Origin of the sequence: Microcoleus sp. Pol7_B2, assembly GCF_036701035.1 — a bacterium.
Taxonomy (GTDB): Bacteria; Cyanobacteriota; Cyanobacteriia; order Cyanobacteriales; family Microcoleaceae; genus Microcoleus.
This window is the reverse complement of record NZ_JAUBQB010000040.1, coordinates 24,782-46,855: the sequence shown is the minus strand read 5'-3', so window position 1 is coordinate 46,855 and position 22,074 is coordinate 24,782. Positions and strand designations below refer to the sequence as shown.

Annotated in this window: 22 protein-coding genes and 1 pseudogene; 8 read left to right on the top strand and 15 right to left on the bottom strand. The window is 45.1% G+C overall.

Translation table 11 applies throughout. The features are described from left to right. The first annotated feature begins 240 nt into the window (after positions 1-240). The 6 genes and pseudogenes from QUA57_RS16315 (at position 241) to QUA57_RS16290 (ending at position 6,402) form a co-directional block, all read left to right on the top strand. On the top strand, positions 241-417 hold the full coding sequence (locus QUA57_RS16315; protein ID WP_333062161.1) for a hypothetical protein: 177 nt from the start codon (positions 241-243) through the stop codon (positions 415-417). 291 nt (positions 418-708) lie between these two features. Next, positions 709-2,301 carry a methionine--tRNA ligase gene (gene metG / locus QUA57_RS16310; RefSeq protein ID WP_333062164.1) on the top strand — a complete coding sequence of 531 codons (1,593 nt, stop codon included), beginning with the start codon at positions 709-711 and terminating at the stop codon, positions 2,299-2,301. 105 nt (positions 2,302-2,406) lie between these two features. Further along, complete coding sequence (locus QUA57_RS16305; protein WP_006631885.1) at positions 2,407-3,012, top strand: LabA-like NYN domain-containing protein; 606 nt, start codon at positions 2,407-2,409, stop codon at positions 3,010-3,012. A gap of 196 nt (positions 3,013-3,208) precedes the next feature. After that, positions 3,209-4,405, top strand: coding sequence for an LPS export ABC transporter periplasmic protein LptC (gene lptC / locus QUA57_RS16300; RefSeq protein ID WP_333062165.1), 1,197 nt, complete (start codon positions 3,209-3,211; stop codon positions 4,403-4,405). 438 nt (positions 4,406-4,843) lie between these two features. Next, positions 4,844-5,895 (top strand): annotated as a pseudogene (locus tag QUA57_RS16295) (ISKra4 family transposase). A gap of 375 nt (positions 5,896-6,270) precedes the next feature. Beyond that, on the top strand, positions 6,271-6,402 hold the full coding sequence (locus QUA57_RS16290; RefSeq protein ID WP_333062166.1) for a hypothetical protein: 132 nt from the start codon (positions 6,271-6,273) through the stop codon (positions 6,400-6,402). On the opposite strand, the gene hpsP is transcribed toward QUA57_RS16290, so the two are convergent. The 8 genes from hpsP to hisH form a co-directional block, all read right to left on the bottom strand. Further along, complete coding sequence (gene hpsP, locus QUA57_RS16285) at positions 6,399-7,577, bottom strand: hormogonium polysaccharide biosynthesis glycosyltransferase HpsP (protein ID WP_333062168.1); 1,179 nt, start codon at positions 7,575-7,577, stop codon at positions 6,399-6,401. The two genes, QUA57_RS16290 and hpsP, sit on opposite strands and share 4 nt — an antisense overlap. 47 nt (positions 7,578-7,624) lie before the next feature. Further along, on the bottom strand, positions 7,625-7,804 hold the full coding sequence (locus QUA57_RS16280) for a hypothetical protein (protein ID WP_332977946.1): 180 nt from the start codon (positions 7,802-7,804) through the stop codon (positions 7,625-7,627). Beyond that, the gene (locus QUA57_RS16275) at positions 7,801-8,148 is read right to left on the bottom strand and encodes a hypothetical protein (RefSeq protein ID WP_333062169.1); all 348 of its coding nucleotides are present in this window, start codon (positions 8,146-8,148) and stop codon (positions 7,801-7,803) included. Before QUA57_RS16275 ends, QUA57_RS16280 begins: the two co-directional genes overlap by 4 nt. A gap of 43 nt (positions 8,149-8,191) precedes the next feature. Beyond that, positions 8,192-9,361, bottom strand: coding sequence for a hormogonium polysaccharide biosynthesis glycosyltransferase HpsO (gene hpsO, locus QUA57_RS16270; RefSeq protein ID WP_333062171.1), 1,170 nt, complete (start codon positions 9,359-9,361; stop codon positions 8,192-8,194). 34 nt (positions 9,362-9,395) lie between these two features. Further along, the gene (gene hpsN / locus QUA57_RS16265; protein WP_333062173.1) at positions 9,396-10,367 is read right to left on the bottom strand and encodes a hormogonium polysaccharide biosynthesis glycosyltransferase HpsN; all 972 of its coding nucleotides are present in this window, start codon (positions 10,365-10,367) and stop codon (positions 9,396-9,398) included. A gap of 186 nt (positions 10,368-10,553) precedes the next feature. After that, positions 10,554-12,014: a phosphoglucosamine mutase gene (glmM, locus tag QUA57_RS16260; protein ID WP_333062175.1), complete on the bottom strand. Its 1,461-nt coding sequence runs from the start codon at positions 12,012-12,014 to the stop codon at positions 10,554-10,556. Positions 12,015-12,272: 258 nt separating this feature from the next. Beyond that, a complete protein-coding gene (gene rsmD, locus QUA57_RS16255; protein ID WP_333062176.1) occupies positions 12,273-12,815 on the bottom strand; it encodes a 16S rRNA (guanine(966)-N(2))-methyltransferase RsmD in 543 nt (180 codons plus the stop codon). A gap of 155 nt (positions 12,816-12,970) precedes the next feature. Next, positions 12,971-13,606, bottom strand: coding sequence for an imidazole glycerol phosphate synthase subunit HisH (gene hisH, locus QUA57_RS16250; RefSeq protein ID WP_333062177.1), 636 nt, complete (start codon positions 13,604-13,606; stop codon positions 12,971-12,973). Here hisH and QUA57_RS16245 point away from each other — a divergent pair. Continuing rightward, a complete protein-coding gene (locus tag QUA57_RS16245) occupies positions 13,596-14,174 on the top strand; it encodes a pyroglutamyl-peptidase I family protein (RefSeq protein ID WP_445304485.1) in 579 nt (192 codons plus the stop codon). The two genes, hisH and QUA57_RS16245, sit on opposite strands and share 11 nt — an antisense overlap. Before the next feature lie 242 nt (positions 14,175-14,416). On the opposite strand, the gene QUA57_RS16240 is transcribed toward QUA57_RS16245, so the two are convergent. The 4 genes from QUA57_RS16240 to lgt all read right to left on the bottom strand — a co-directional run bounded on the left by QUA57_RS16240 (position 14,417) and on the right by lgt (position 17,810). After that, positions 14,417-14,899, bottom strand: a complete 483-nt coding sequence (locus tag QUA57_RS16240) for a flavin reductase family protein (RefSeq protein ID WP_333039820.1) — start codon at positions 14,897-14,899, stop codon at positions 14,417-14,419. A gap of 152 nt (positions 14,900-15,051) precedes the next feature. Further along, positions 15,052-15,888 carry a dienelactone hydrolase family protein gene (locus tag QUA57_RS16235; RefSeq protein WP_333062180.1) on the bottom strand — a complete coding sequence of 279 codons (837 nt, stop codon included), beginning with the start codon at positions 15,886-15,888 and terminating at the stop codon, positions 15,052-15,054. Positions 15,889-15,959: 71 nt separating this feature from the next. Further along, positions 15,960-16,796 carry a precorrin-4 C(11)-methyltransferase gene (gene cobM, locus QUA57_RS16230; protein ID WP_333062182.1) on the bottom strand — a complete coding sequence of 279 codons (837 nt, stop codon included), beginning with the start codon at positions 16,794-16,796 and terminating at the stop codon, positions 15,960-15,962. A 120-nt stretch (positions 16,797-16,916) separates the two neighbouring features. After that, positions 16,917-17,810 (bottom strand): prolipoprotein diacylglyceryl transferase, encoded by an 894-nt coding sequence (gene lgt / locus QUA57_RS16225; protein WP_333062184.1) that lies wholly within the window; start codon positions 17,808-17,810, stop codon positions 16,917-16,919. A gap of 346 nt (positions 17,811-18,156) precedes the next feature. Between lgt and rlmN the strand changes: the two genes are divergently transcribed. Continuing rightward, positions 18,157-19,266, top strand: a complete 1,110-nt coding sequence (gene rlmN / locus QUA57_RS16220) for a 23S rRNA (adenine(2503)-C(2))-methyltransferase RlmN (RefSeq protein WP_333062185.1) — start codon at positions 18,157-18,159, stop codon at positions 19,264-19,266. A 329-nt stretch (positions 19,267-19,595) separates the two neighbouring features. Here rlmN and QUA57_RS16215 read toward each other — a convergent pair whose 3' ends face one another. The 3 genes from QUA57_RS16215 to QUA57_RS16205 form a co-directional block, all read right to left on the bottom strand. After that, positions 19,596-20,705 carry a class I SAM-dependent methyltransferase gene (locus QUA57_RS16215; protein WP_333062187.1) on the bottom strand — a complete coding sequence of 370 codons (1,110 nt, stop codon included), beginning with the start codon at positions 20,703-20,705 and terminating at the stop codon, positions 19,596-19,598. Next, positions 20,698-21,369: a phosphoribosylglycinamide formyltransferase gene (gene purN, locus QUA57_RS16210; RefSeq protein ID WP_333062189.1), complete on the bottom strand. Its 672-nt coding sequence runs from the start codon at positions 21,367-21,369 to the stop codon at positions 20,698-20,700. The genes QUA57_RS16215 and purN overlap by 8 nt, the downstream gene beginning before the upstream one ends. Positions 21,370-21,497: 128 nt before the next feature. Further along, positions 21,498-22,073: a GNAT family protein gene (locus QUA57_RS16205; RefSeq protein WP_333062190.1), complete on the bottom strand. Its 576-nt coding sequence runs from the start codon at positions 22,071-22,073 to the stop codon at positions 21,498-21,500. Between the last annotated feature and the right edge of the window lies 1 nt (position 22,074).

The window sequence follows — 22,074 nt, the reverse complement described above, 5'->3', positions numbered from 1 at the left end:
GCATAATTACGCAGAAAAATCTATCTTTAAAGTAATAAATTATGCCTTTAAAAAGTTCTTTATCCGTTAATGTACGGTATTATAGTATAGTTTATAGTTTTATTGCTTGATCAAAATAAGTAAAAACCGATAGTGAGAGTTGAGGGTACGGAATGTGGGTTTTATACTCTTTTTGGGGTAAGAAACTAAAGCGGTAGCGCTTGACAAGAGAGCTTCGTAAACAACCCGGTTTTTGCGTCCATGAGCGGCTCGGAAAGTGGCAGGAGTTGCGGGCGATCAACTTTCCAGCGATCGGGAGAAAGAGATGGCGATGGTGAGCGATCGCGCATTCACAGAAAGTGGTCGCGGAGCGTTAGTCGAACGCCGGGTTTAGCAGCCCAACTGACGAGTTTTGTTGGCAACCGGGTGGGCTGCTAAACCCGCTCTAGGGATAGCGGCTACGACCAATGAATAGATCAGGCACGTACCCTGGGATCGTCGATTCCCAAGGCAGCAGAATGTCAAAATATTAAGACATTTTAGAGAGTTCGTCAAAAACAACTAAAAAAGATTAGTGTGGAGATGAAAGCAATATTTTTTTTGGGAATAGCCCGGGTTAGACAATTGCAAATAACTTGCAGTGAATTTGGCTTGATTGCCACTCCCAAAAAAATTTAACCGCTGAGTTAAGATCGAAACGAAATTTAGGGAATTTTCTTTTAGCATTCAATGAAATCGACTGATAAAACTAAGAATACCTTTGCGATAACAACGCCTCTGTATTATGTAAACGATTTACCTCACGTTGGCAGCGCTTATACAACTATGGCTGCGGATGCCCTAGCCCGATTTGAGCGGCTGCGGGGCAAATCTGTTTTGCTGGTGACGGGGACGGACGAACACGGGCAGAAAATTCAGCGGACAGCCGAGAGTTTGGGACGATCGCCCCAAGCTCACTGCGATTCAGTAGTTCCTGCGTTTGAGGCGCTGTGGGAGCAACTCGACATCCAGTACGATCGCTTCATCCGCACAACTTCGCGGCGTCACGAGTACATTGTCAAAGAATTTTTCCAGCGCGTCTGGAACTCCGGCGACATCTACTTGAACCAGCAACAAGGCTGGTACTGCGTCTCCTGTGAAGAATTCAAGGATGAACGGGAATTGTTGCCGGGAAATCGGTGCTCCGTCCACACCAGCAAGGAAGTTGAGTGGCGCGACGAGGAAAATTACTTTTTTCGCCTGTCGCGGTATCAAGACCAACTGCTGGCCTTGTACGCAGAACGTCCCGACTTCATCGGGCCCGAAAGCCGACGCAACGAAGTGCTCAGTTTCGTCAACTCTGGACTGCAAGACTTTTCGATTTCTAGAGTGAATCTCGAATGGGGTCTGCCAATGCCAGTTGATCCCAGTCACAGCATCTACGTGTGGTTTGACGCTTTGCTGGGATACGTCACGGCCTTGCTAGATCCGGACAGCGACCCGATTTTGGAGAATGCTTTATCTAAATGGTGGCCGGTTGACTTGCACTTGATCGGCAAAGATATTCTTCGCTTCCACGCAGTTTACTGGCCGGCAATGCTGATGTCAGCGAATCTGCCGGTGCCGGGTCGCGTCTTCGCACACGGGTTTTTGACCAAAGACGGCAAAAAAATGGGGAAATCGGAGGGTAATACTTTAAACCCTGTCGAATTGGTCAATAAATACGGCGCTGACGCAGTGCGTTACTATTTCCTCAAAGAAATTGAGTTCGGAGAGGACGGCGATTTTAACGAAACTCGGTTTATCAATATATTGAATGCTGAGCTAGCAAATGATTTGGGAAATTTGCTTAACCGTACCCTAAACATGGCTCGAAAATATTGCGGTGGTTGCGTACCCAATGTGTTGGGAGAAAACATTGACGGCGACAACCTTCTCAAGGCTATGAGCCTGGATTTGGGCGCTCAAGTAACGGGTTTTTACGAAGAGTTGGCTTTTAGCAAGGCTTCCGAAGCCGTGCTTGCATTAGTTCGAGCCGGTAACAAGTTTATTGACGTGCAAGCACCTTGGAGTTTGTACAAGCAGGGACAGATCGAAAGTGTCGCACAAGTGCTATATTCTGTTCTGGAATCTGTTAGACTAGCATCTTACCTTTTATCGCCGATTATTCCAAATATCAGCAACGCTATCTATCAGCAGCTAGGTTTTTCAATTGACTTTAACGATCGAGTTACAGTTAACAGTTTAGCGAATTTTGCGGCTCATGCTGCCTGGGGCGCTTTGCCGGCAAACCAAACTCTGGGGGAACCCCAACCTGTTTTTAAGCGGCTCGAACTGCTGTAAACAGTACCTTCATAGTTGGCAGCCACCGCTCGGGGTGTTATGACAGACTACGAATTAGCAGTTATTTCCTTACCAATCTTTCATAAAATTTGAGGCATAACAATCATGTTGAATAGAATAGAGAGCAACGACCTTTTTACGCCGGAACAGGTTCTAGAAAATCGTGGTAGAGTGGCAATTTTTATTGACGGTTCTAACCTTTTTTACGCGGCTTTGCAGTTAGGAATTGAGATTGATTACACTAAGCTGCTGTGCCGTTTAACTGCGGGTTCGCGGCTGCTGCGCTCTTTTTTCTACACGGGTGTCGATCGCACTAACGAGAAACAGCAGGGGTTTTTGCTATGGATGCGCCGCAACGGCTACCGGGTGATTTCTAAGGATTTGGTACAGTTGCCTGACGGTTCTAAGAAGGCGAATTTAGATGTAGAAATCGCTGTGGATATGATGGCTTTAGTGGGCTCTTACGATACGGCGGTACTGGTGAGCGGTGACGGCGATTTGGCTTATGCTGTAGACGCTGTGAGCTATCGCGGTGTGCGGGTGGAGGTGGTGAGTTTGCGATCGATGACGAGCGACAGTTTGATTAATGTAGCCGATCGCTATATCGACCTGGAAATGATTAAGGACGACATCCAAAAAACATCGCGCCCTAATTATGCTTACCGCCCTTTGTCGGGTCTGAGCTTGATGGAGGAACACGACGACAGATAGGGATTTGGTAATGGGTAATTGGTAAGGGTTAATAGGTGATGATTAATGGGTTGAATTATTGAGAATTAGAAGTTAAAAATTTAGATAAAGCATGACACATTTTTAATTTTTGATTAAGTGTTTTTCACGACCCAATTATCAATTACCAATTCCCATTCCCCATTCCCCATTACCGATTATCAATTCCCTATTCCCAATGATTTATCTCAAATCCCAAATTCCCAATCTCAACTCCCCAAAATTGAGGCTGCTATTTTTAGCCGCACTGATTTTGGGGATTGATGCTTGTGCGGTTCCGCAAGAGACTCAAAAGAACAAATTAGCTGAGGATCTCCAAACTGCTCAACAGTCAAACAGCACTTTAACTTTAAACAAAGTAACTCTAGAACAAGCAAACGAAAAGGGGGAGACGTTCTGGAAAGTCAACTCGCAAAATGCCGTTTACAGCAAAGACAAAAAAATAGTTAACGTTCAGAAACCTGTGGGCAAATTGTTTCAGGACGGCAAAGAAATTTACGATATTCAGGGAGAAACGGGGCAGGTATTTCAGGAAGGAAATCAGGTTTTTCTCAAAGGTAACATAGTCGCTAAAGACCTAAAAAATGGAGTGGTCTTGCGCGGAAATGAGTTGGAGTGGCGACCAAAGGAGGATGTTTTAGTTGTCCGTAACAATTTGACGGGAGAGAACAAACAGGTGACGGCTTCAGCGAAGGAAGCGCGGGTTTTCAGCAGGGCTAAGAGGATGGAGTTATTCGGTTCTGTGGTGGCGAATGTTAAAGATCCGGTTTTGCAATTGCGAACCGAGCACTTAGTGTGGTTTGTGGAACAACAAAAGGTAAACAGCGACAAACCAACTCAAATTGACAGATACAAAGATAAAATAGTAACAGACAGCGGTTTTGCCGACCAAATAGATGTAGACTTAAAAACCAAGATTGCGACGCTGACAAAAAACGCTCAGTTGATGCCATCAGATCCGCCGCTGCAAATAGAAAGCAGTTTGATGAGTTGGAATTTTCCGGCGCAATCTGTGGTATCGCCCGGGCCTGTGAAGGTTTTTCACCGCGTGGAAAAGGTGACGATGACTGGGGATACGGGGCGGGGAGATTTAGATAAAAAAGTTTTTTATTTGACTGGAAATGTGGTAGGAATTGGTGAAAAACGTCAAGCTCAATTAAATACCGATCGCGTAACATGGTATTTAACTAATCAGACTTTTGATGCAGAAGGAAATGTGGTTTACAAGCAACTAAATCCGGTGTTTAATTTGACTGGGCCAAGGGCGGCGGGAGAGTTGAAAAATCAAACTGTGATTGTCAAAGGCGACGGTGGTGGCGGCCAAGTGGTTACGGAATTTGTACCGGACGAGTATAAGGGAACTTTGGGAGAGTAGATGGGATTGCGATCGCAGATGTCGACAGATGAGCCCTGATGAACGCAGATAAGTAGCTAGACAGAATTAATAGACCTCTTGCAAAAAAAATATGTGTTATCCTTAAAAGTTTGCTCAAGTTTATGTCAAACTTTGAATTATGGGGTTGATTGGCATCTCCTTAAACTTGCCCAGCCTGCTCGATCATAAAATTGGCTAAACTTTCAATAATAGCACCAAATTATTTTGCAAGAGGTCTAATTACACAAATAGGGAGCATCCCGCTTTTGCAAGTAGGCAAAAGTATGATAAAATCTTTCGCTTTATGGAAAAACCTACACTTAGCTTCCCAAAAAAATCTGTTTTAGAGTCAATGAGCCATTTTATAGCAATTGAAAAATAGAGTATCTCAAGAGTTACAATAGTCAATAAATAATTTTGACGAACCCAACATGACGCCTGACGAACAAGCACGTTTACGATCTTCGTACTGCTGAAATCGCCAAAATTTTATACAAAAACACTCCCCCCGAGGCATAAGAGAGGCTAGAAACAATAGAAGGGCACCTGAGAAAACAATGGATAAAGATAGTGGGGCCCCAAGTTGCTTTTTTTTTATCAAAGAAAGAACGGCAACAGACAAAAGACGTCCCCGAACAGTAAAAATCTGTGTGGGTGAGTTAAAATTTACCCAAAAACAAGCGGAACAATTAAACCTCAAAAAATCGACTCGCTTGGCCCCTTTTTTCGAGAAATGCTGTCTGCGACAAGTGGCAGTGTTATCCTATTCCAAGGCATCTAAAGAAATTGAGGTACAGACGGGAGTCAAGATAGGTCATACCACTTTACATAGATTGGTATAAAACCAAGAGTGGGTCGAACCAGTAGCCGAAGCCCCCGTTAAAGAAACCAGCGTAGACGGAGGGAAAGTGCGTATTAGAGGACGAAAAGGGGAGGGTTCTCACTGGCTCGATTATAAAGCAGTTAGTCTTCATGACAGCTTTTATGCTGCATATTTTCTGGAAAATGAAGTGTTGATTGATTATGTCAATCGTCAGCCGTTAAATTCCCTACTGACTTGTTTAGGCGATAGACACGATAAAATTTGGAATATCATCGGTCAATTAAATCCGAATGGCAATAGCCGAGAAATCTTAGACTGGTATCATTTAGTAAAAAATTTGCACAAAGTAGGAGGGTCTAAAAAACGGCTGTATAGAGCCAAAAAATTGTTGTGGCAAGGCCGTCTATATGAAACGATTAAGTTGTTTGAGTTGTGCGGTCGCCGTCAGAGTACCAACTTTTGTAACTACATAACAAAACCTCGGAATCGGATCGTTAACTATCAAGTCTTGTCCATCCAAAATACTTGCTCTATCGGGTCGGGAGCCGTGGAATCATTAGTGAAACAGATTGATAGAAGATTAAAAATTTCCGGGGTTCAGTGGCGCCGTGAAAATATTAATCAAATGCTGAAACTTAGGTGTGCTTACTTGAATGAATTAATGTAAAATATAGACGCATCCTTCAAGAGCCATATTCCTTCCAAACTCTCATACTTTAGATGCTCCTAAAGCCAGTGCGCTTAGCGCGCGGGCGAAACTTTTGCGTTCTATCATATAGCGCAGGGCGAAAACTTTTGGCTCTTATCATACTTTTAACCATTTACAAAAGCGGGATGCTCCCTGGCTCGCTTCTGTTCTCTAGGCTCGGGGTTGCTATCGATAAAATCACTTAATTCTTTGAGATTTTGCTGCTCAGACCTATTTTTCTATTCACGCTATATTGCCCATCTAAATATTAACACACGACCTAACTATTATAAATTATAAATTTTTACGAATCATTTAGGATTGCTATATTTATTCATTACCTCAAGTTTGGTGATGTCCCTGTACCCGCGCGCTTCATCCCTTAATTCAGCAACGCCGACAAAATCTCGCCTGAAAATTCAGATAGTAGCAGCACAACAACTCGCAGCAGGAGAAGAAGTAAAAGGTAAACGGCTGTTGCACTAATTAATAGATGACAAAATCTGCTGGTAAGCATCGATGGTTTGTTGGGCGATCGCCTCCCAGTTATAATGCTTTTTGGCATACTCTTGGCCGTTCAATCCCCGGCGTTGACGCTCCTGTGGATTCAGAAGTGCTGATTTGATTGAATTGGCGATCGCCCCTACTTCCAAAGGCCCCACCCAACCAGCCTCTGCTTGCTGTATGTCTTCGGCAATATGTATGCGATCGGAAATGGCGACAGGTAGACCGGCGGCCATCGCTTCTGCTACAGCAATGCCAAAGTTTTCGTAATAAGAAGGCAATACAAATAAGTCGGCTTTTGTCAACAGTTTAGCTTTAAAATCACCGCTCACAAAGCCCATTATTGTTGTGTATTTTGCTAAGCTTGAATTCTGAATTTGCCCTTTAATTTTTGTTTCATAATCAGCATCTTGGGGATTTGAACCAGCTAAAATAAAGTGAAACTCTATACCCGCTCCTAAAATACTTTCTAATGCTGGAATTAACAAATCAAGCCCTTTTTTAGGTTCAATTCGCGACATAAATAAGATGATTGGCACTTGAGAGTCCCGCAATCTCTTAGGAAACAAACCTGCTGTCACCCCCAATGGAATCACCAAATCCCGTGGCACAGGCATCTTGCCTGTGAAGTCCAAACCAAATCTTTCTGAGATTTTAGCCTCTTCTTTACTTGTGAAATGAATTGCGGCTGCCCCTGCTAAATTAGGGCGTTCTAAAAGCGTGGCATAAATCTGTTTCAAGCGCTTTTTTTTCTGCAAATCGGCGGGGTCAAGCATACCGCAGGGACGCATAATATATGGCAAACGATGATATCTAGCAATTGTGGCGGCAAAGGTAGTTACTGGTGAGAAAAGAGCGTGAATGTGAGCCAGGTCAAATTGTCGCGCATTTTCATTTAACCACTGCAATAAACTCAGAGAAAACTTATATCTACGAAACGGAGAACAGCGGAAATAAATAATTTGATAACCGTTTTGTTTTAGTGATTGATTTAAGGGGACATCTAAGGGATGTTGACCGATATCTCCGTTAGAATCTGTGGTGATAATTGTGACATCAATACATCGGGAAGCGAGGGCCGCAGAAAGTCCAAGTACCATTTGACTTGGCCCACCGTATACCAAGGAAATTGAGGGGATAATTTGAAGAATCCGCATGGGGGATAGTTATTTAAATCAACATACCAACATCTCCCATTACAAATTTAATTATCTGCAAAAGGTTGCCCGTCTAGCTGTTCAGCTTCCTCTCTTTTTGTTGCTGTAATTTGGGTATTGTGAGCCATTGTCTTGGAAAATTCATACATTTCACTGGCTTTTGCTTCCGCAGCTTTCACAATTTCAAGGATTTCCAGGAGTAGGCTTTCATCTGGTAATTGTTTCATGGCAATGCTTCTAATCTCTCAACTACTTTGTCAATCATAATTTTCGATTCAGGAGCCATATGTAGCAACCCTGCTAAATAATCTCCTGCTTTTTGAACATCTTCATGGGGCACACCAGCCATCAATACATTCCCCACAATGTGCTCTGCTTGTAAACGAGTACCTGCTACGTTGAATTGAAAATTGGTGATGGAAGAAAAGTATTGCATCAGTATTTCATTTTGGGGAAAAAGAGACATTGCTCTTCTAAGTGCAAAAAGTCCCTGCGTTGCTTGGCGCTCACTATCGTCTAGTACCTGGTAGAGTTCGTCAACCAAAGAGCGTATGTCGGAAGGAATAGACATTTACTACAGTTTTTATTTAACACTTGCATTATACTGCTAAAAGTTACAACAATTCTTTGTAGAATTCCAATAACTGCTCAGCTAAAGCTTTATTTGTATAATTGCTCATCGCTCTATGATAACCCCGATCGCCCAAATCGGCCGCCAACTCCTGCCGCTCCATCAATTTCTGCAAACACTCTCGCAAAACCCCTACATTCCCTTCTGGGAATAATAAACCCGCATCGCCGACGACGTGGGGAATTTCGCCGCAGTCGGAACCAATAACCGGAATGTGACAGGCCATCGCTTCAATTAAAACGTGACCGAATTGTTCTTTCCAGCCCACAGTGGTCAAAGTTTTGAATTTATAGCTGGTTTGCGAAGGCAATACCAAACAGTTCATTAAGTTAATGTAAGGGGGAATTTCTTCGTGGGAAACGCTTTCTACCCAGATTATTCGGTCGCTGATTCCCCATTCAATACATTTTTCGGCGAGGTGCGCCCGCAATTTTCCTTGTCCTACTAACAGCCACTTCCAAGAGCTTTTTTTCAACCCTGCCAAGGCTTCAGCTAAAGTCAACAATCCTTTTTCTTCGACAAATCGCCCTACAAATCCTACCACAAAATCGGTCGGTTCAATGGCGAACCTACGCGATAAATCAGCGTCTTTACCTGTGGGGCTAAACAAAGTTTCATCTACTCCGAGTTGTGGCATTACTTTTACCGCACCTTGATAGCCCCGCTGCCGCAAAATTTTAGCTCCATCTAGGTTGCCTGCAATAATTCCATCGGTGTGCTGAAGATTGTAATTTTCTAAGACTGAAACAGGCCAATTCAATTGATAAGGCAGGTTCCACCAAGTAAATAATATATTTTTTGCTTGCAGCTTTAGCAGTTTATTTAGTAATATTAACTGAGCGCAAGCGATAGATTTTGAACCTTGTTCAACTTGAATTATCTGGGGTTTAATTATTTGCAAAAGTTTAATTAAATCTGTGCCAAAAGTTAGCAATCCTTGATTGTTTTGACTAAAGTTGGATACGGGGACTACTTTAAATGAGCCTTTTTGATAAAATTGCGTTTCTATAATTTTATTTTGTACGCCTCCGGGTTTCCAACGCTGCGGCACTACCACTGTTACTTCAATATCGGGTTCTAGGTTGGCTAATATCTTGAATTTTTCCCGATTAATGTCCACAATGTAGGTGTGACTAGCCACGAGAATTCTCATTTATGGGGAAGGGCGAATGGGGAATAGGTAATTATTAAGCGTTAATATTGTCTTGATGGCTATAACTTTGTCCATCATTCCACAGAGATTGAATTACTGTATTTATAGCACTGAGAAAACCCAGGATATAAAAAGCAAATCTAGTTATAATTTTAATGGGCGAGGCGCTTTTATAACAAGGTGGATTTCCCAAAACGTGGCAGTCAAAGAGTTTGGCAAAAAATCGCAGGCATTGAAAGGCTGTTAAATTTTTTAATCCCATCAGGAAATGGTTGTGATAAAATGTTACTTGATATTCGATCGATCGCGTGCTGACATCGTGACATCCGCCGCTCTCTTCCCCTAAGTGAACTAGACACGCATTGGGATCGTACCAAATTTTCAGGCCAGTTGATCGCAATCTCAAACAAAAATCCGACTCCTCCCGCACCGCACTCCCTGCAAACCGCTCGTCAAACCTCAGCCCGCATTCAGCAAAAACCTGCCGGCGAAAAGACATATTACAGCCTCTAGCCGAGAGCACCTGCTGCGGTTTGACTGTATGCACCAAATCGATAAAATACCAGGCAATCCCGGCATCCATCGCTTCTGAGGGCAAATATTCGATCGCCAAATCCCCTCCTGAATTATCCAGTTTCATTCTGTCAAAAACCCTGCCCGCCACACATCCCACATCAGGTTTTTCTAAATAGTTGTCAGCGTGAGCCGCCAAAAAACCCTCTGGCAATTTTACATCATCATCAATAAATAAAATAATCTCTCCAACTGCGCGTCGCACTGCATAATTTCGAGCCGCAGGTAAACTCGCCCAATCTACTCTAAACCAGCGAATTTGGCCAGCATTTGCCAATTGCTCTAAATAAACTTGAGTTTCCGATTCGTGGGTGCGAGTTTGATCAATTACAAGCACTTCAAAATTCGGGTAATTTTGCCGAATCACATCAGCCAATGTCTCTCGCAGAGGTTGCTCGCGGTTGTAGGTGGGTATCACAACAGAAATCATCATCACACAATTGAGTGAAAATAAAGTTAAGGGCAGGCAAGATGCCTGCCCCACTCGTTATTTTTGGAGAAGTTGATTAAAACTCGAAATTAATAGTTATAAATTTTGATTTATGAATTTTGAATCAAAGGATTTTAACTCAAAACTCAACACTCAAAATTCACAACTTTTAGCAAGTCCCCATTTCCATCAGAGAGCTATGTGTTGCTGAACGGCTAAAACTAAATTTTCAGTCCAGAAATTAGCTAATTCGGCGCTGGCAGCTTCCACCATAACTCGAATTAGCGGTTCAGTGCCAGAAGCGCGCACCAAAACCCGTCCCTGTTCGCCCATTGCTGTTGTAGCACGTTCGATCGCACTTTGCATTGCCTCGCACTCCTGCCATTTCAGGCGTTTTTCGCGATCCTCCACCCGAATATTTCGCAACAACTGCGGATAAGTTTGGAAACTGCCACTTACCAATTGTGCCAAAGATTGCCCGGACTGGCGCACCAGCGAAGCCAAATGCAAAGCTGTCAGCAAACCGTCGCCGCTGACACCATAATGCGGACAAAGAATGTGTCCTGACTGTTCGCCGCCCAACATCGCACCAGTGCGCTGCATTTCAGCGTGAACGTACTGATCTCCCACGTTGGTTCTAGTTAGTTTGCCCCCCAATTCTTCCCAAGCTCGCTCAAAGCCGAGGTTAGCCATTACAGTAGAAATAATTAAATTGGACGGTAACTGTTCCGAGTCGCGCAACTGCCGACCCCACAGATAAAGAATGTAATCGCCGTCAATCGCTCGACCTTTGTTGTCAACACACAAAACTCGATCGGCATCGCCGTCAAAAGCAAATCCCAAATCGGCATTGTGTTCCAAAACAGCCGCTTGCAAACTGTCGAGATGAGTAGAACCGCAGTTAACATTAATGCGAGATCCATCAGGAGAGTCGTGCAAACAGATAACCTCCGCCCCCATTTGCGCGAACACCGCCGGCCCCAAGCCCGCAGCGGCCCCCCAAGCCAAATCCAAAACTATCCGCATTCCCTCCAAATTCATCTTTTGCAGCGAATCACAGAGGGAAGTGGCATAATCTTTAACCAACTCAGACCGATGGTAGTGGTGTCCCCAAGCCAAGCTAGCAACCGGAACCTTTGCCCCCCGGATTCCCGCTTCGATTTGTTCCTGCAACTGCTGCGACAGCTTGGAGCCGTTTGAGTCGAAAAACTTAATGCCGTTGTCTTCTGGGGGATTGTGAGAAGCCGAAATCATCACTCCGCCGACCGACTCCGAAACGCTTGCCAGATAAGCAACGCAGGGAGTGGGACACAATCCCAAATTCCACACTTCCAAACCGGCGGCCGTCAAACCCGCTGACAGTGCCATTGCCAGCATATCGCTGGAATTCCTGCTGTCTTGGCCCAAAATCACAGGCCCCTGGTTGGGGGAATTTTGGCGTAGAACTTGTCCAGCCCAGAAGCCCACTTGCAAGGCTAGGGGTGCATTCAGCAATTCTCCAACTTTCCCGCGAATGCCGTCTGTGCCGAAGAGTTTGGTATTTGGCAGGGAGAGGCTATTTCCCAGCAGAATCGTATCCAGTTTGGCTGGCTGTACCGAGTTAACAGCCGGAAACTCGCTGCCACGAGGGCGCGAAGGTGTCTGAACCATATTCACTCCTTTAGGAATATTCACACTCACACTTTGGGTTCATGTTACAACTGAAAGTCTTTATTTTCAGCGTAAACTCCATTTATTTCGTCAATTGCTGAAGCAACTTGCTTTGACAACCTACGCACAAAGCTTAGCTTCATCGGAAAAATTTGTATTGTATCCAAGGGAAAAACTTTTAGTACCGGGGGCGGCCCCACGCCACGAAACCCGGTTTTTTTCTGTCTCCAGGCCTGACGCTGCTGCGGTTTGAGCCGATCAGCAACTGCGGGTATAGAAGGTTAATGCTGTATTGCCGTATACTTTGTGGCGGCAAATTTCTAGACCGGAAATCGGTTGTGTCGATCGCTCCGGGCTGTGTTCGATCGCGATTTCGCCGTTTGGTGCTAGCATTTCTTGGCTGGCGATCGTGTTTAACACAGGTTCGTACAAGTCGCTGGCGTAGGGCGGATCGAAGTAAATGCGATCGAACTGCTGCCCCGCTAGTGCCACCAATTTCGCCGTCGCGTTTCCCCGCAGTATTTGGAATGTTTGGGACGAGTCTGCTACTTGCTCCCAGTTTTCGCGGATAATCGCACAAGCTTTCGCCGACTGTTCGATGCCAATGACAGTCGCTGCTTGACGACACAAAGCTTCTGCACCCATCGAACCGCTGCCGGTACAAATGTCAAGCCATCTGCAATCTGCGATCGTCCCTTGCCAAATATTAAATAAAGCTTCTCTGACTCGCGAAGGTGTAGGGCGAGTTGCGAGTCCCGGCAGGGTTTTGATTTGGCGATTGCCACAGATTCTTAAACTCATTTAGGAAGAAGGAAGTTCGGCAACGGATTGTGTAACGGATGTAACGGATTTAACAGATGTCAGGAAGAAGGAAGAACAAAGAAGAAGGAAGAAGACTTTTAAAAATGTCAAACCCGGTTTCGGCAATCTACCGGGTTTTTCAAGACTCATGCCACCTAAGCAGGTACTTTTTCCCTCACCCGACTGACAAAATTTGACAGCATTTGCAATCCGGTACTCGAAGACTTTTCCGGGTGAAATTGCACGGCCATCAAATTATCTTTAGCTATAGCCGCCGTCACGTTTTGACTGCCGTGACTCACCATTGCCGATCGCACTTCCCAATCAACTGGATCGACATAATAAGAATGCACGAAATAAACCCAAGGATCGGACGGTAAATTTGGCCACAGCGGGCAATTCTGCTGAGTAAATTGCAATTGATTCCATCCCATGTGGGGAATTGTCAAACCCGGTTCCGAGCGAAATCGGCGCACTGTTCCCGCAATAACGCCCAATCCCGGTTCTACACCTTCTTCGGAACTTTCCAACAGAATTTGCATACCCAAACAAATGCCTAAAAAAGGTTTTCGCGAGGCGATCGCCCTTTTTATCGGTTCTATCAAATTGCGCGATCGTAAATTCTGCATTGCCGGGTCAAAGGAACCAACTCCCGGCAAAACCACCGCATCAGCCTGCTCGATTATAGCAGGAGAATCTGTAATTTTTGGCACTGCACCCACATTTTCCAAGCCTTTACAGACTGAGTGCAGATTGCCCATGTCATAGTCTACTACTGCAATGACAGACATTGACTTACTTGCCTTATATTATCAATATCAGTATTATTGCACAAATATGACAGCGAAAATCCTGCTAACCTCATTTGATACTTGGCTTCCCCATCAGCAATCCAACTCTTCGGACGACTTATTAGCCAAGATTTCCCAAATCAAATCTTTGCCTGATTCCCTGACTTTTTTGAGGAAACTGCCAGTAGATTTTCAGCTAGCACCTAATTTAGCGATCGCCCAAATCAACCAACTCCAACCCGACACTATTATCTGCTGTGGCATGGCCGAAAGTCGGCAAAAGTTAACCGTAGAATCTTGCGCTTGCTGCGATAGCGACATTCTGAAAACAGCAGTTAATCTCGAACCGCTGGTCGCTGATTTAGCTGCCACAGAAATCAGTCACGAAGCCGGAAAATTTGTATGCGAAGCCCTATATTATGCGGTTTTAAAACATATTTGCGATTCTCAAATAGCCGCTAAATGTATTTTCGTTCACGTACCAATTTTAACTGATGAAAACACCGAAAAGATTGTCGCCGATTTTTTATTAGTTATGCACCGCCTCAATCTAGTGGCTAATAAATAGGTCGCTTTAATCTGAGATATTGCACCATTGTCAATAAGTCTTGGACGGGCGGGCAGGATGCCCACCCCACAAGAAAACTCACTCTTTGTGGAACAGGCATCTTGCCTGTTCTTGACAATGCTACAAGATGTAAGTCTAATTCAACATAAAAATTTGTTTAGTATTCAGAAACCCGGACTTTTAAAGAAACCGGGTTTCTCAGTGTTAGTTTTTTTTACTAACAACTGCCAACTGCCCAGTCTTTAGCCGCCGTAATTCCAACCGGTGCTTTCTAGCAGCAACGGATTGCCTTCTCGGTGGACGCCGGCTGCCACAACTTCTCCCACATAAACCGTGTGATCCCCGTGTTCCACAGCACCGACAACTTTGCACTCGACGTAACCCAGAGAATCCGAGATAATCGGACAACCAGTTTCCGCGCCGGGATAAAATTCTACATCCTCAAATTTATTGCCAACGCGGCGCTGCTGCTTGAAGAATTTCTGGGCTAAGTCTTTCTGTTCTGCTTCTAGGAAACTCAAAGCAAAGACACCGCTAGCTTTGATCATGGCGTGGGATTTGGAGTCTTGCTTGACGCAGTTGACAACTAACGGAGGGGTAAAGGAAGATTGCATCACCCAGCTAGCGGTGAAACCGTTGACTTCCTCCCCGTCTTTGACACCGCAGATGTACAATCCGTGAGGGATTTTCCGCAAGATGGTCTTTTTAGCTTGTTCGTCTAGCACGGGCTTACCTGTTCGATCGATAATTCTACACCGCTCAGTTTACCAATGTCGGGCCCACAAACCCACCTGTCTTAAGGGCTATTCGCTAATATTGCCTTTTCCGATCCCAAACTTGACACCAGTTTTAAGTGAAAATTAACAACTCAAAACTATTATGAAACTCCATACTTTTTAAACCAATCTTGCATCCGTTTCCAACCATCCTCAGCTTCTTTTTTCCGGTAACTGGGGCGATAGTCGGCGTTAAAAGCGTGCGGCGCATCTGGATAAAGCACAATTTCGGAACCGCTGCTGCCAGTTTTGAGAACTTCCCGCATTTTCTCGACTGTATCGTTGGGAATTGACTGGTCTTTGCCCCCGTAAAGCCCCAATACGGGCACTTTCAAACTGGCTCCAATGTCGATCGGCTGTTTGGGAGTTAAATCCGTAGAATTGCCAACCACACGCCCGTACCAAGCCACTCCTGCTTTGACTTTCGGGTTGTGGGAAGAGTACAGCCAAACAATTCTGCCACCCCAGCAAAATCCTGTAATTCCCAACTTATTAGTATTGCCTTTTCCTGACTTTTGTGCCCACTCTACGGTAGCATCTAAATCAGACATAACTTGAGCGTCAGGAACTTTCGAGACAACTTTACTAATAATTTCTTGAACCTCGGTGAGTTTAGAAACATCACCTTGACGGGCAAACATTTCTGGGGCGATCGCTAAATAACCTAATTTGGCAAAACGGCGGCAAATATCTTGAAGGTGCGCGTGAACTCCGAAGATTTCTTGAATTACTAAAATTACTGGAAAATTGCTGCCGCTGGCTGGCATGGCTCTGTATGCTGGAATTGAGCCGTCTTTTACAGGAATTTTTACCTCACCTGCAACTAAACCAGCAGCATCGGTATTGATAACGGCAGCGGCAATAGGATGAACTGCTAAGGCAAATCCGGCGCTTAATGCGGTGACAGTGATAAATTGTCTGCGAGTTAAATCAGTCATGGCGATTTTAGATTTTAGATTTTAGATTTTAGATTTTAGATTGGGGAATTGGGAATTGGTAATTGGTTATTTCATAATTGCTCCTTCTTCCCTCTTCCTTCTTCCTTCTTCCTTCTTCCTTCTTCCTTCGATGGTCTAAAAAGCCGATCGTGCTCTGGATGGTACAAGCGCGATCGCCCTTCTGCTTCCTTTCCCAACGCCGGACTAATCACATACATTGTCGTTCTCAGCAAATTATTTTCGCGGGTAGCAACTGCCATTTTGTCAAGGGGAACTAGCACAATTTTTTCATCTGGCCACCCCAACCGATAACAAATAGCTACAGGCAAATCCGAGGGGTAATGTTCCATCAATTTAGCTTGAGCCTGTTCGACATGGCGGGCGCTCAAATACAGACACAAACTCGCTTGATGAGCCGCTAAACTCGCCAATTCTTCGCGTTCCGGTACTTCTGTTCTGCCGCTAATTCGCGTCAAAATAATTGTTTGCACAACTCCCGGGACTGTCAACTCAATTTTAAGTTTAGCTGCGGCAAGTTGGAAAGCGCTAATTCCCGGGATTACCTCAAAAGCAATTCCCTCGGAGGCCAAAGCTTGCATTTGTTCGCCGACAGCCCCGTACAGACAGGGATCGCCGGAATGGAGGCGGACGACGCTTTTTCCGTCGCGCACTCGTTCCACCATCAAAGGTACAATCTCTTCGAGGGTCTTATCCGCAGTTTGGATCACTTCAGCATCCGCGCGCACCCCATGCAAAATTTGCTCTGGGACTAGGGAATCAGCAAATAATATGACATCAGCCGCAGCCAGTAATTTTTGAGCCTTAACAGTCAACAAATCCGGATCTCCCGGGCCTGCACCTACAATGTATACCCTTGGAATTAGGGCTTCAATCTCTGTCAAACTCATTGCTGCTAAAAAATTTGCTAAATTTACGAACGCTTCCGGATGTACCTATTTTGGTTGGAAGTAATAGATGGTAGATGCACCCTGGTTTTGAACCCTAGAGACTAACCTCTCTGGGGTTTTTTATTGATCCTCTGGCAATTTCTGAGTGATTTTTGCCCGATCGCTATTGGGGGAGACAACATCGGGCAAAGGTCGATCGAGCAAATAAAGCCAAGCCAACCCGCCCAACCCTAAAACGATCCCAGTCAAGCTTACCATTTGCGCCGTCCGCAGCGGCCCGAACATCAAACTATCAGTTCGCAACCCTTCAATCCAGACTCTACCAGAACTGTAAGCTGCGATATAAACTAAAAACAAAGCACCAGTTTTTAAGCGAATTTTGCCCTGCAAATCGCGGAAAAATAAAGTTAAAAGCAATCCAAATACTGTCAAATTCCACAGGGATTCGTAGAGAAATGTGGGGTGGAAGTATTCAAAATTAGCGTAGGCGGGCGGGCGGCTGTTTGGCGGAATATAGAGTTTCCAAGGCAAATCTGTAGGACTGCCAAAAGCTTCCGAGTTAAAGAAATTTCCCCAGCGTCCGATCGCCTGACCGAGAATTGCCGAAGGCGCGATTAAATCTGCCAATTGCCAAAAAGAAACTCGCTGGATTTTCGCAAAAATTAAAGCTGCGATCGTGCCACCCAAAATCGCCCCGTGAATGGCAATTCCACCTTTCCAAATCGCAATAATATCTTCAGGCCTCTGGGCGTATTGCTGCCACTCGAAAGCCACGTAATAAATTCGAGCGCAGGGAATAGCGCCCAGAACCAGCCAAATTGCCAAATCACCCAGCAATTCCGGGTTGACGCGGCGTTTTTGGGCCAAGTATTGGGACAGACTGACCCCTATCAAGACGGCAGAAGCTATCAACAGCCCGTACCAGCGAATCGCTACGGGGCCAAGTTGAAAGATAATTGGGCCCGGCGATGTAAATTGAAACGCTAAGGGCAGCGCAAGAATATTTAGCACCATAAAAGTTGCATTAATTGTGATGGAAAGCTGTCAAATTTGCATACCCTTTAACAAACTCCAGAGTTTATTTTAGGGGGCTGTGGTCATTTACACGCAATATTTGGGGAATTTTACCAAAAATTAACTGGATTCTTGATTGTGCAGATTTCTGTCTTGAGTTTTCTTTGTGAGTCCACAATAAGAGACCCCTAACCCCCTTTTTTAAAGGGGGGAACCGGATTATTCTTAAAGTCTCCCAGATTAAGAGGGATTTAGGGGGATGGAGACTTCACCTTTTGGAGGATTAACGGCAGCTTTGGTCGAGAAGTTTTAATATAGAGGGTGGCTTTAAATTTTCTGATGACCTATGTCTCCTACTTCCGTTTCTCAGGTGTACTCTTCTGGTAATTCCAAGGGCGCGAATCAGTCTCGCAAGACTGCTGCTTTGGCTGTTGAGTCGGGTAAAATTCCGCCCTTGTTGGGGGCGAGTTTGGCTGAGTTAACGGAGTGGGTGCAGCAAAATGGGCAACCTGCTTATCGCGGGAAGCAGTTGTACCAATGGATTTATGAGAGAGGCGCCCGATCGCTCTCTGACATTTCTGTATTCTCGAAACAGTGGCGCGAGACTGTTGCTAAAATTCCGATCGGGCGATCGACCCTTCACTATCGATCTGTCGCACCAGACGCCACGGTAAAGTATCTCTTAAAATTGGCAGACGGTCAAATCATTGAAACAGTAGGCATTCCCACCGATAAACGGCTTACTGTGTGCGTCTCAGCCCAAGTTGGCTGCGCGATGGGCTGCGACTTTTGCGCTACCGGAAAAGGCGGTTTCAAGCGCAATTTAGAAAAACACGAAATCGTCGATCAAGTCTTGACTGTACAGCAAGATTTCGGCCGCCGAGTCAGCCACATCGTATTCATGGGAATGGGCGAACCCCTGCTGAATTTCGATAATGTTGTAGCTGCTGTCAAGTGTTTGAATCAAGACGTAGGAATTGGACAGCGAAATATCACCATTTCCACAGTAGGAATTCGCAATCGCATCAGCCAACTAGCCGAACATCAACTGCAAGTTACCCTCGCCGTCAGCCTCCACGCTTCCAATCAAAGATTGCGCGAAGAGTTAATTCCTAGCGCCCGCCCTTATCCTTTGGGTGAGTTAATCGCAGAATGTCGGGAATATGTGCGATCGACGGGACGCAGATTAAGTTTTGAATACGTACTTTTAGCAGGTGTGAATGACTTGCCGGAACACGCAGCCGAGTTAGCAACTCACTTGCGCGGTTTTCAGTGTCACGTCAATTTGATTCCTTACAATCCGATTCAGGAAGCTGAATACAAGCGACCGACTCCCAATCGAATTAACAGTTTCGTTGCGACTTTGAAGGAAAAGAAAATTGCAGTTAGCGTGCGGTATTCTCGCGGCTTAGAAGCAGATGCAGCCTGCGGACAATTGCGGGCATCCGAGGTTTAGGATTGGATTTTTAACCGCTAAAATTTGTCGTAGGGTGCATTATACCTGAGATGTTGCACATTCTCAATTAGCCTTTTGCGGGCGGGCAGGATGCCCACCCCACAAGAAAACTCCATCTTTGTGGAACAGGCATCTTGCCTGTTCTTGAGAATAGTGCAAGATGTGAGTTAGAGCGCGTTATTTTATCAATCATCGATAAACTACTTTGTGACGCACCATACTAAATTCTTTAAGCTGTTCTGCCTTTAAATCGTCTGTCCAAAAAAATCAAAGTCTTGTGGGGTGGGCGTCTCGCCCGCCCTGAATATACAATTTAAATGCGCGACAGCTTACAAGCGTTTAACAAGTATCCACCGCAACTCTAACGGCGGTGTTTGTTGCACAGAAAATAAATCGCGTCCGCTAGCCCAACTGACAAACCAAGGTGTCGGGGGCCACGCCGAGTCAGGCAAATGTTTTTGTTCGTATTCAATCACAGATTCATCAGAAATAATTTCTAACGGCAAACCCTCTATTGCTGCTTGCAATTCTTGTCTGGTAATCAGATAAGACCAACACAATTCAGACATTTGTTTTGCCATCTCGTCGGGTTCGTACCCATCTATAGCTAAGAAAGCACTGAATAAGATAAACCCGCCGCTTAAAACAGCATCTGACATTTTGCCGAGGAAGAGGCGGACTTGTTCGGGGTAGCGGAAATGAGAGAGAACTTCGGTAGCAATGGCTAATTTGTACCGATAAGTTTTCATCCTCAATAATGGATCTAAAACGTCGCCTTGGGTGACATTGATCGGCAAGTTTTCGGCGGTGGCTGCTGCTGATAGTTTCTCGGCAAATATCGGTGTTAGTTCGATCGCATCCACGGAATGGCCTAACCTTGCTAAGGGCAAACTATTGCGCCCTGGGCCAGCACCGACATCTAAAATAGGTGCTTTTCCCGGTTCGCCTAATTCGGCGGCAATGGCGATGACTTTGGCATCGGGATGGCTGCCGAATAAAGGTTCGGGGCGAATATCCGGCCAGCTATGATATTTCTGGGCCATTGATTCGATTTGAATCTTGGTATTCAGAGTAATGCCGCCGGCTAAACCGCTTTGGGAATTGGCGGGAAAGTATGAGACTATTAGATTAGCGTGGGGGGAATTTTTGAATCCTTCTGCTAAGGCGTTGGCGATTAATGTTCGCAAGTTTTCGGCTTGGGCAGCGTCGATGTTTTGTCCGAGAATGTTTAAGAAGTCTGAGAGTAATTTAAGATAGTCGTCTAGCATTGATGGCAAGCAAGGCAGATAGAATTCTCCCTTGAGGCCGATGCTCCTTTTGAGCCTTTCTTTGAGAATTAATTTCAGGCGATTCGAGTCTGTCAGCGGCGGGCCTGTTTCGGGTGATTCGCTGACGGGCAATTTGGGGGTAGATGCGACACTGGTGAGGTTTTTAGTCACAATATTTTCGATTAGATTCGGCAATAAGTGCGATCGCACCGAGCATAATCTTGTGTTCTTGCACCTGAATTCTCGCGTGCAGCGTTTCTGCGGTATCATCAAGCAATACGGGCACCGCAGCCTGCATTAAAATCGGCCCGCTGTCTACTTCTAAACGGGCAATATGCACCGTACAGCCGGTGATTTTAACCTTGGCAGCTAGTGCTTGCTCGACGGCGCGAATTCCTGGGAAACTCGGCAGTAAGCTGGGGTGAATGTTAATAACGCGATCGGGAAAAGCATCAAGCAAAACTTTGGTAACAATTCGCATCCAACCCGCCATCACTACCCATTCTACATCATATTCTTGGAAAGTTTTGACAATTTTTGTATCTAATTCTTCGCGGCTTTTGCAGTCGCGGTGATTGAGCAGAATCGAGGGAATGCCGTATTTTTCGGCTCGGGCTGCGGCTTTGGCTTCGGGGTTGTTGTAAATTAATACTGGGATTTTAGCGTTGAGTTGTTGATTTTGGATGGCTTGGGCAATTACCTCGAAATTGCTGCCGCTTCCTGATGCTAAAACTCCTAATTTTAATGGAGGATGGGCCGGATCGATCGCACTTTTGCCAATCTCAGGAGAAATCAGGCAGGCCGTGGAATTAACAGATACTGGATTAGCGGTCATAAAGATAAAAACTATTCACTCGTCTTCTACAATACAGGTAAAGGGTAAGGTGTGCTTCGGCGCACTCTACATGGAGATATTGCGTAAGTCCTAAGTATATTTTTTTTCGCTGAGCTACTGATTCACTCCTATTCTACAATATTCTCAAAAAACTCTTCTCTGAGAATCGAATAAAGTTTTAGATCCCAATATCTGTCTTTCACAAATAGGTGCTGTCGCAATACCCCTTCCAATTGCATCCCCACTTTTTCCATCACCCGAGCGGAAGCAATATTGTTAACTTCACATCGAGCCATAATTCGATTCAGCAACATCTCCCGAAAACCGAATTCAATAACTGCATTGACAGCCTCGCTCATGTATCCTTCGCCCCAATAGCTCCTAGAGAGCGCGTAGCCAATTTCCGCGCGGCTGTGCGTCATGCTCCATTCCACAAATCCGCAAGTCCCGATAAACTTTTTCTCGACCTTGTGGACAATTCCCCAATCTACAAGCTCTCGTCTTTTGTACATTTTTGTAAGTGACTTGAGAAAGTATTTAGTGTCTTCAATCGAAGTGTGGGTTGACCACATTGTGTATTGTGATACTTCGGGGTTTGAGGCATACTCAAACATATCGCTCGCATCGTTTAAAGTAATTTTTCGGAGTAGGAGCCTTTCAGTTTCTATAGTGGGTAAATGAGCTAATATATCGAGAAGGTTCATT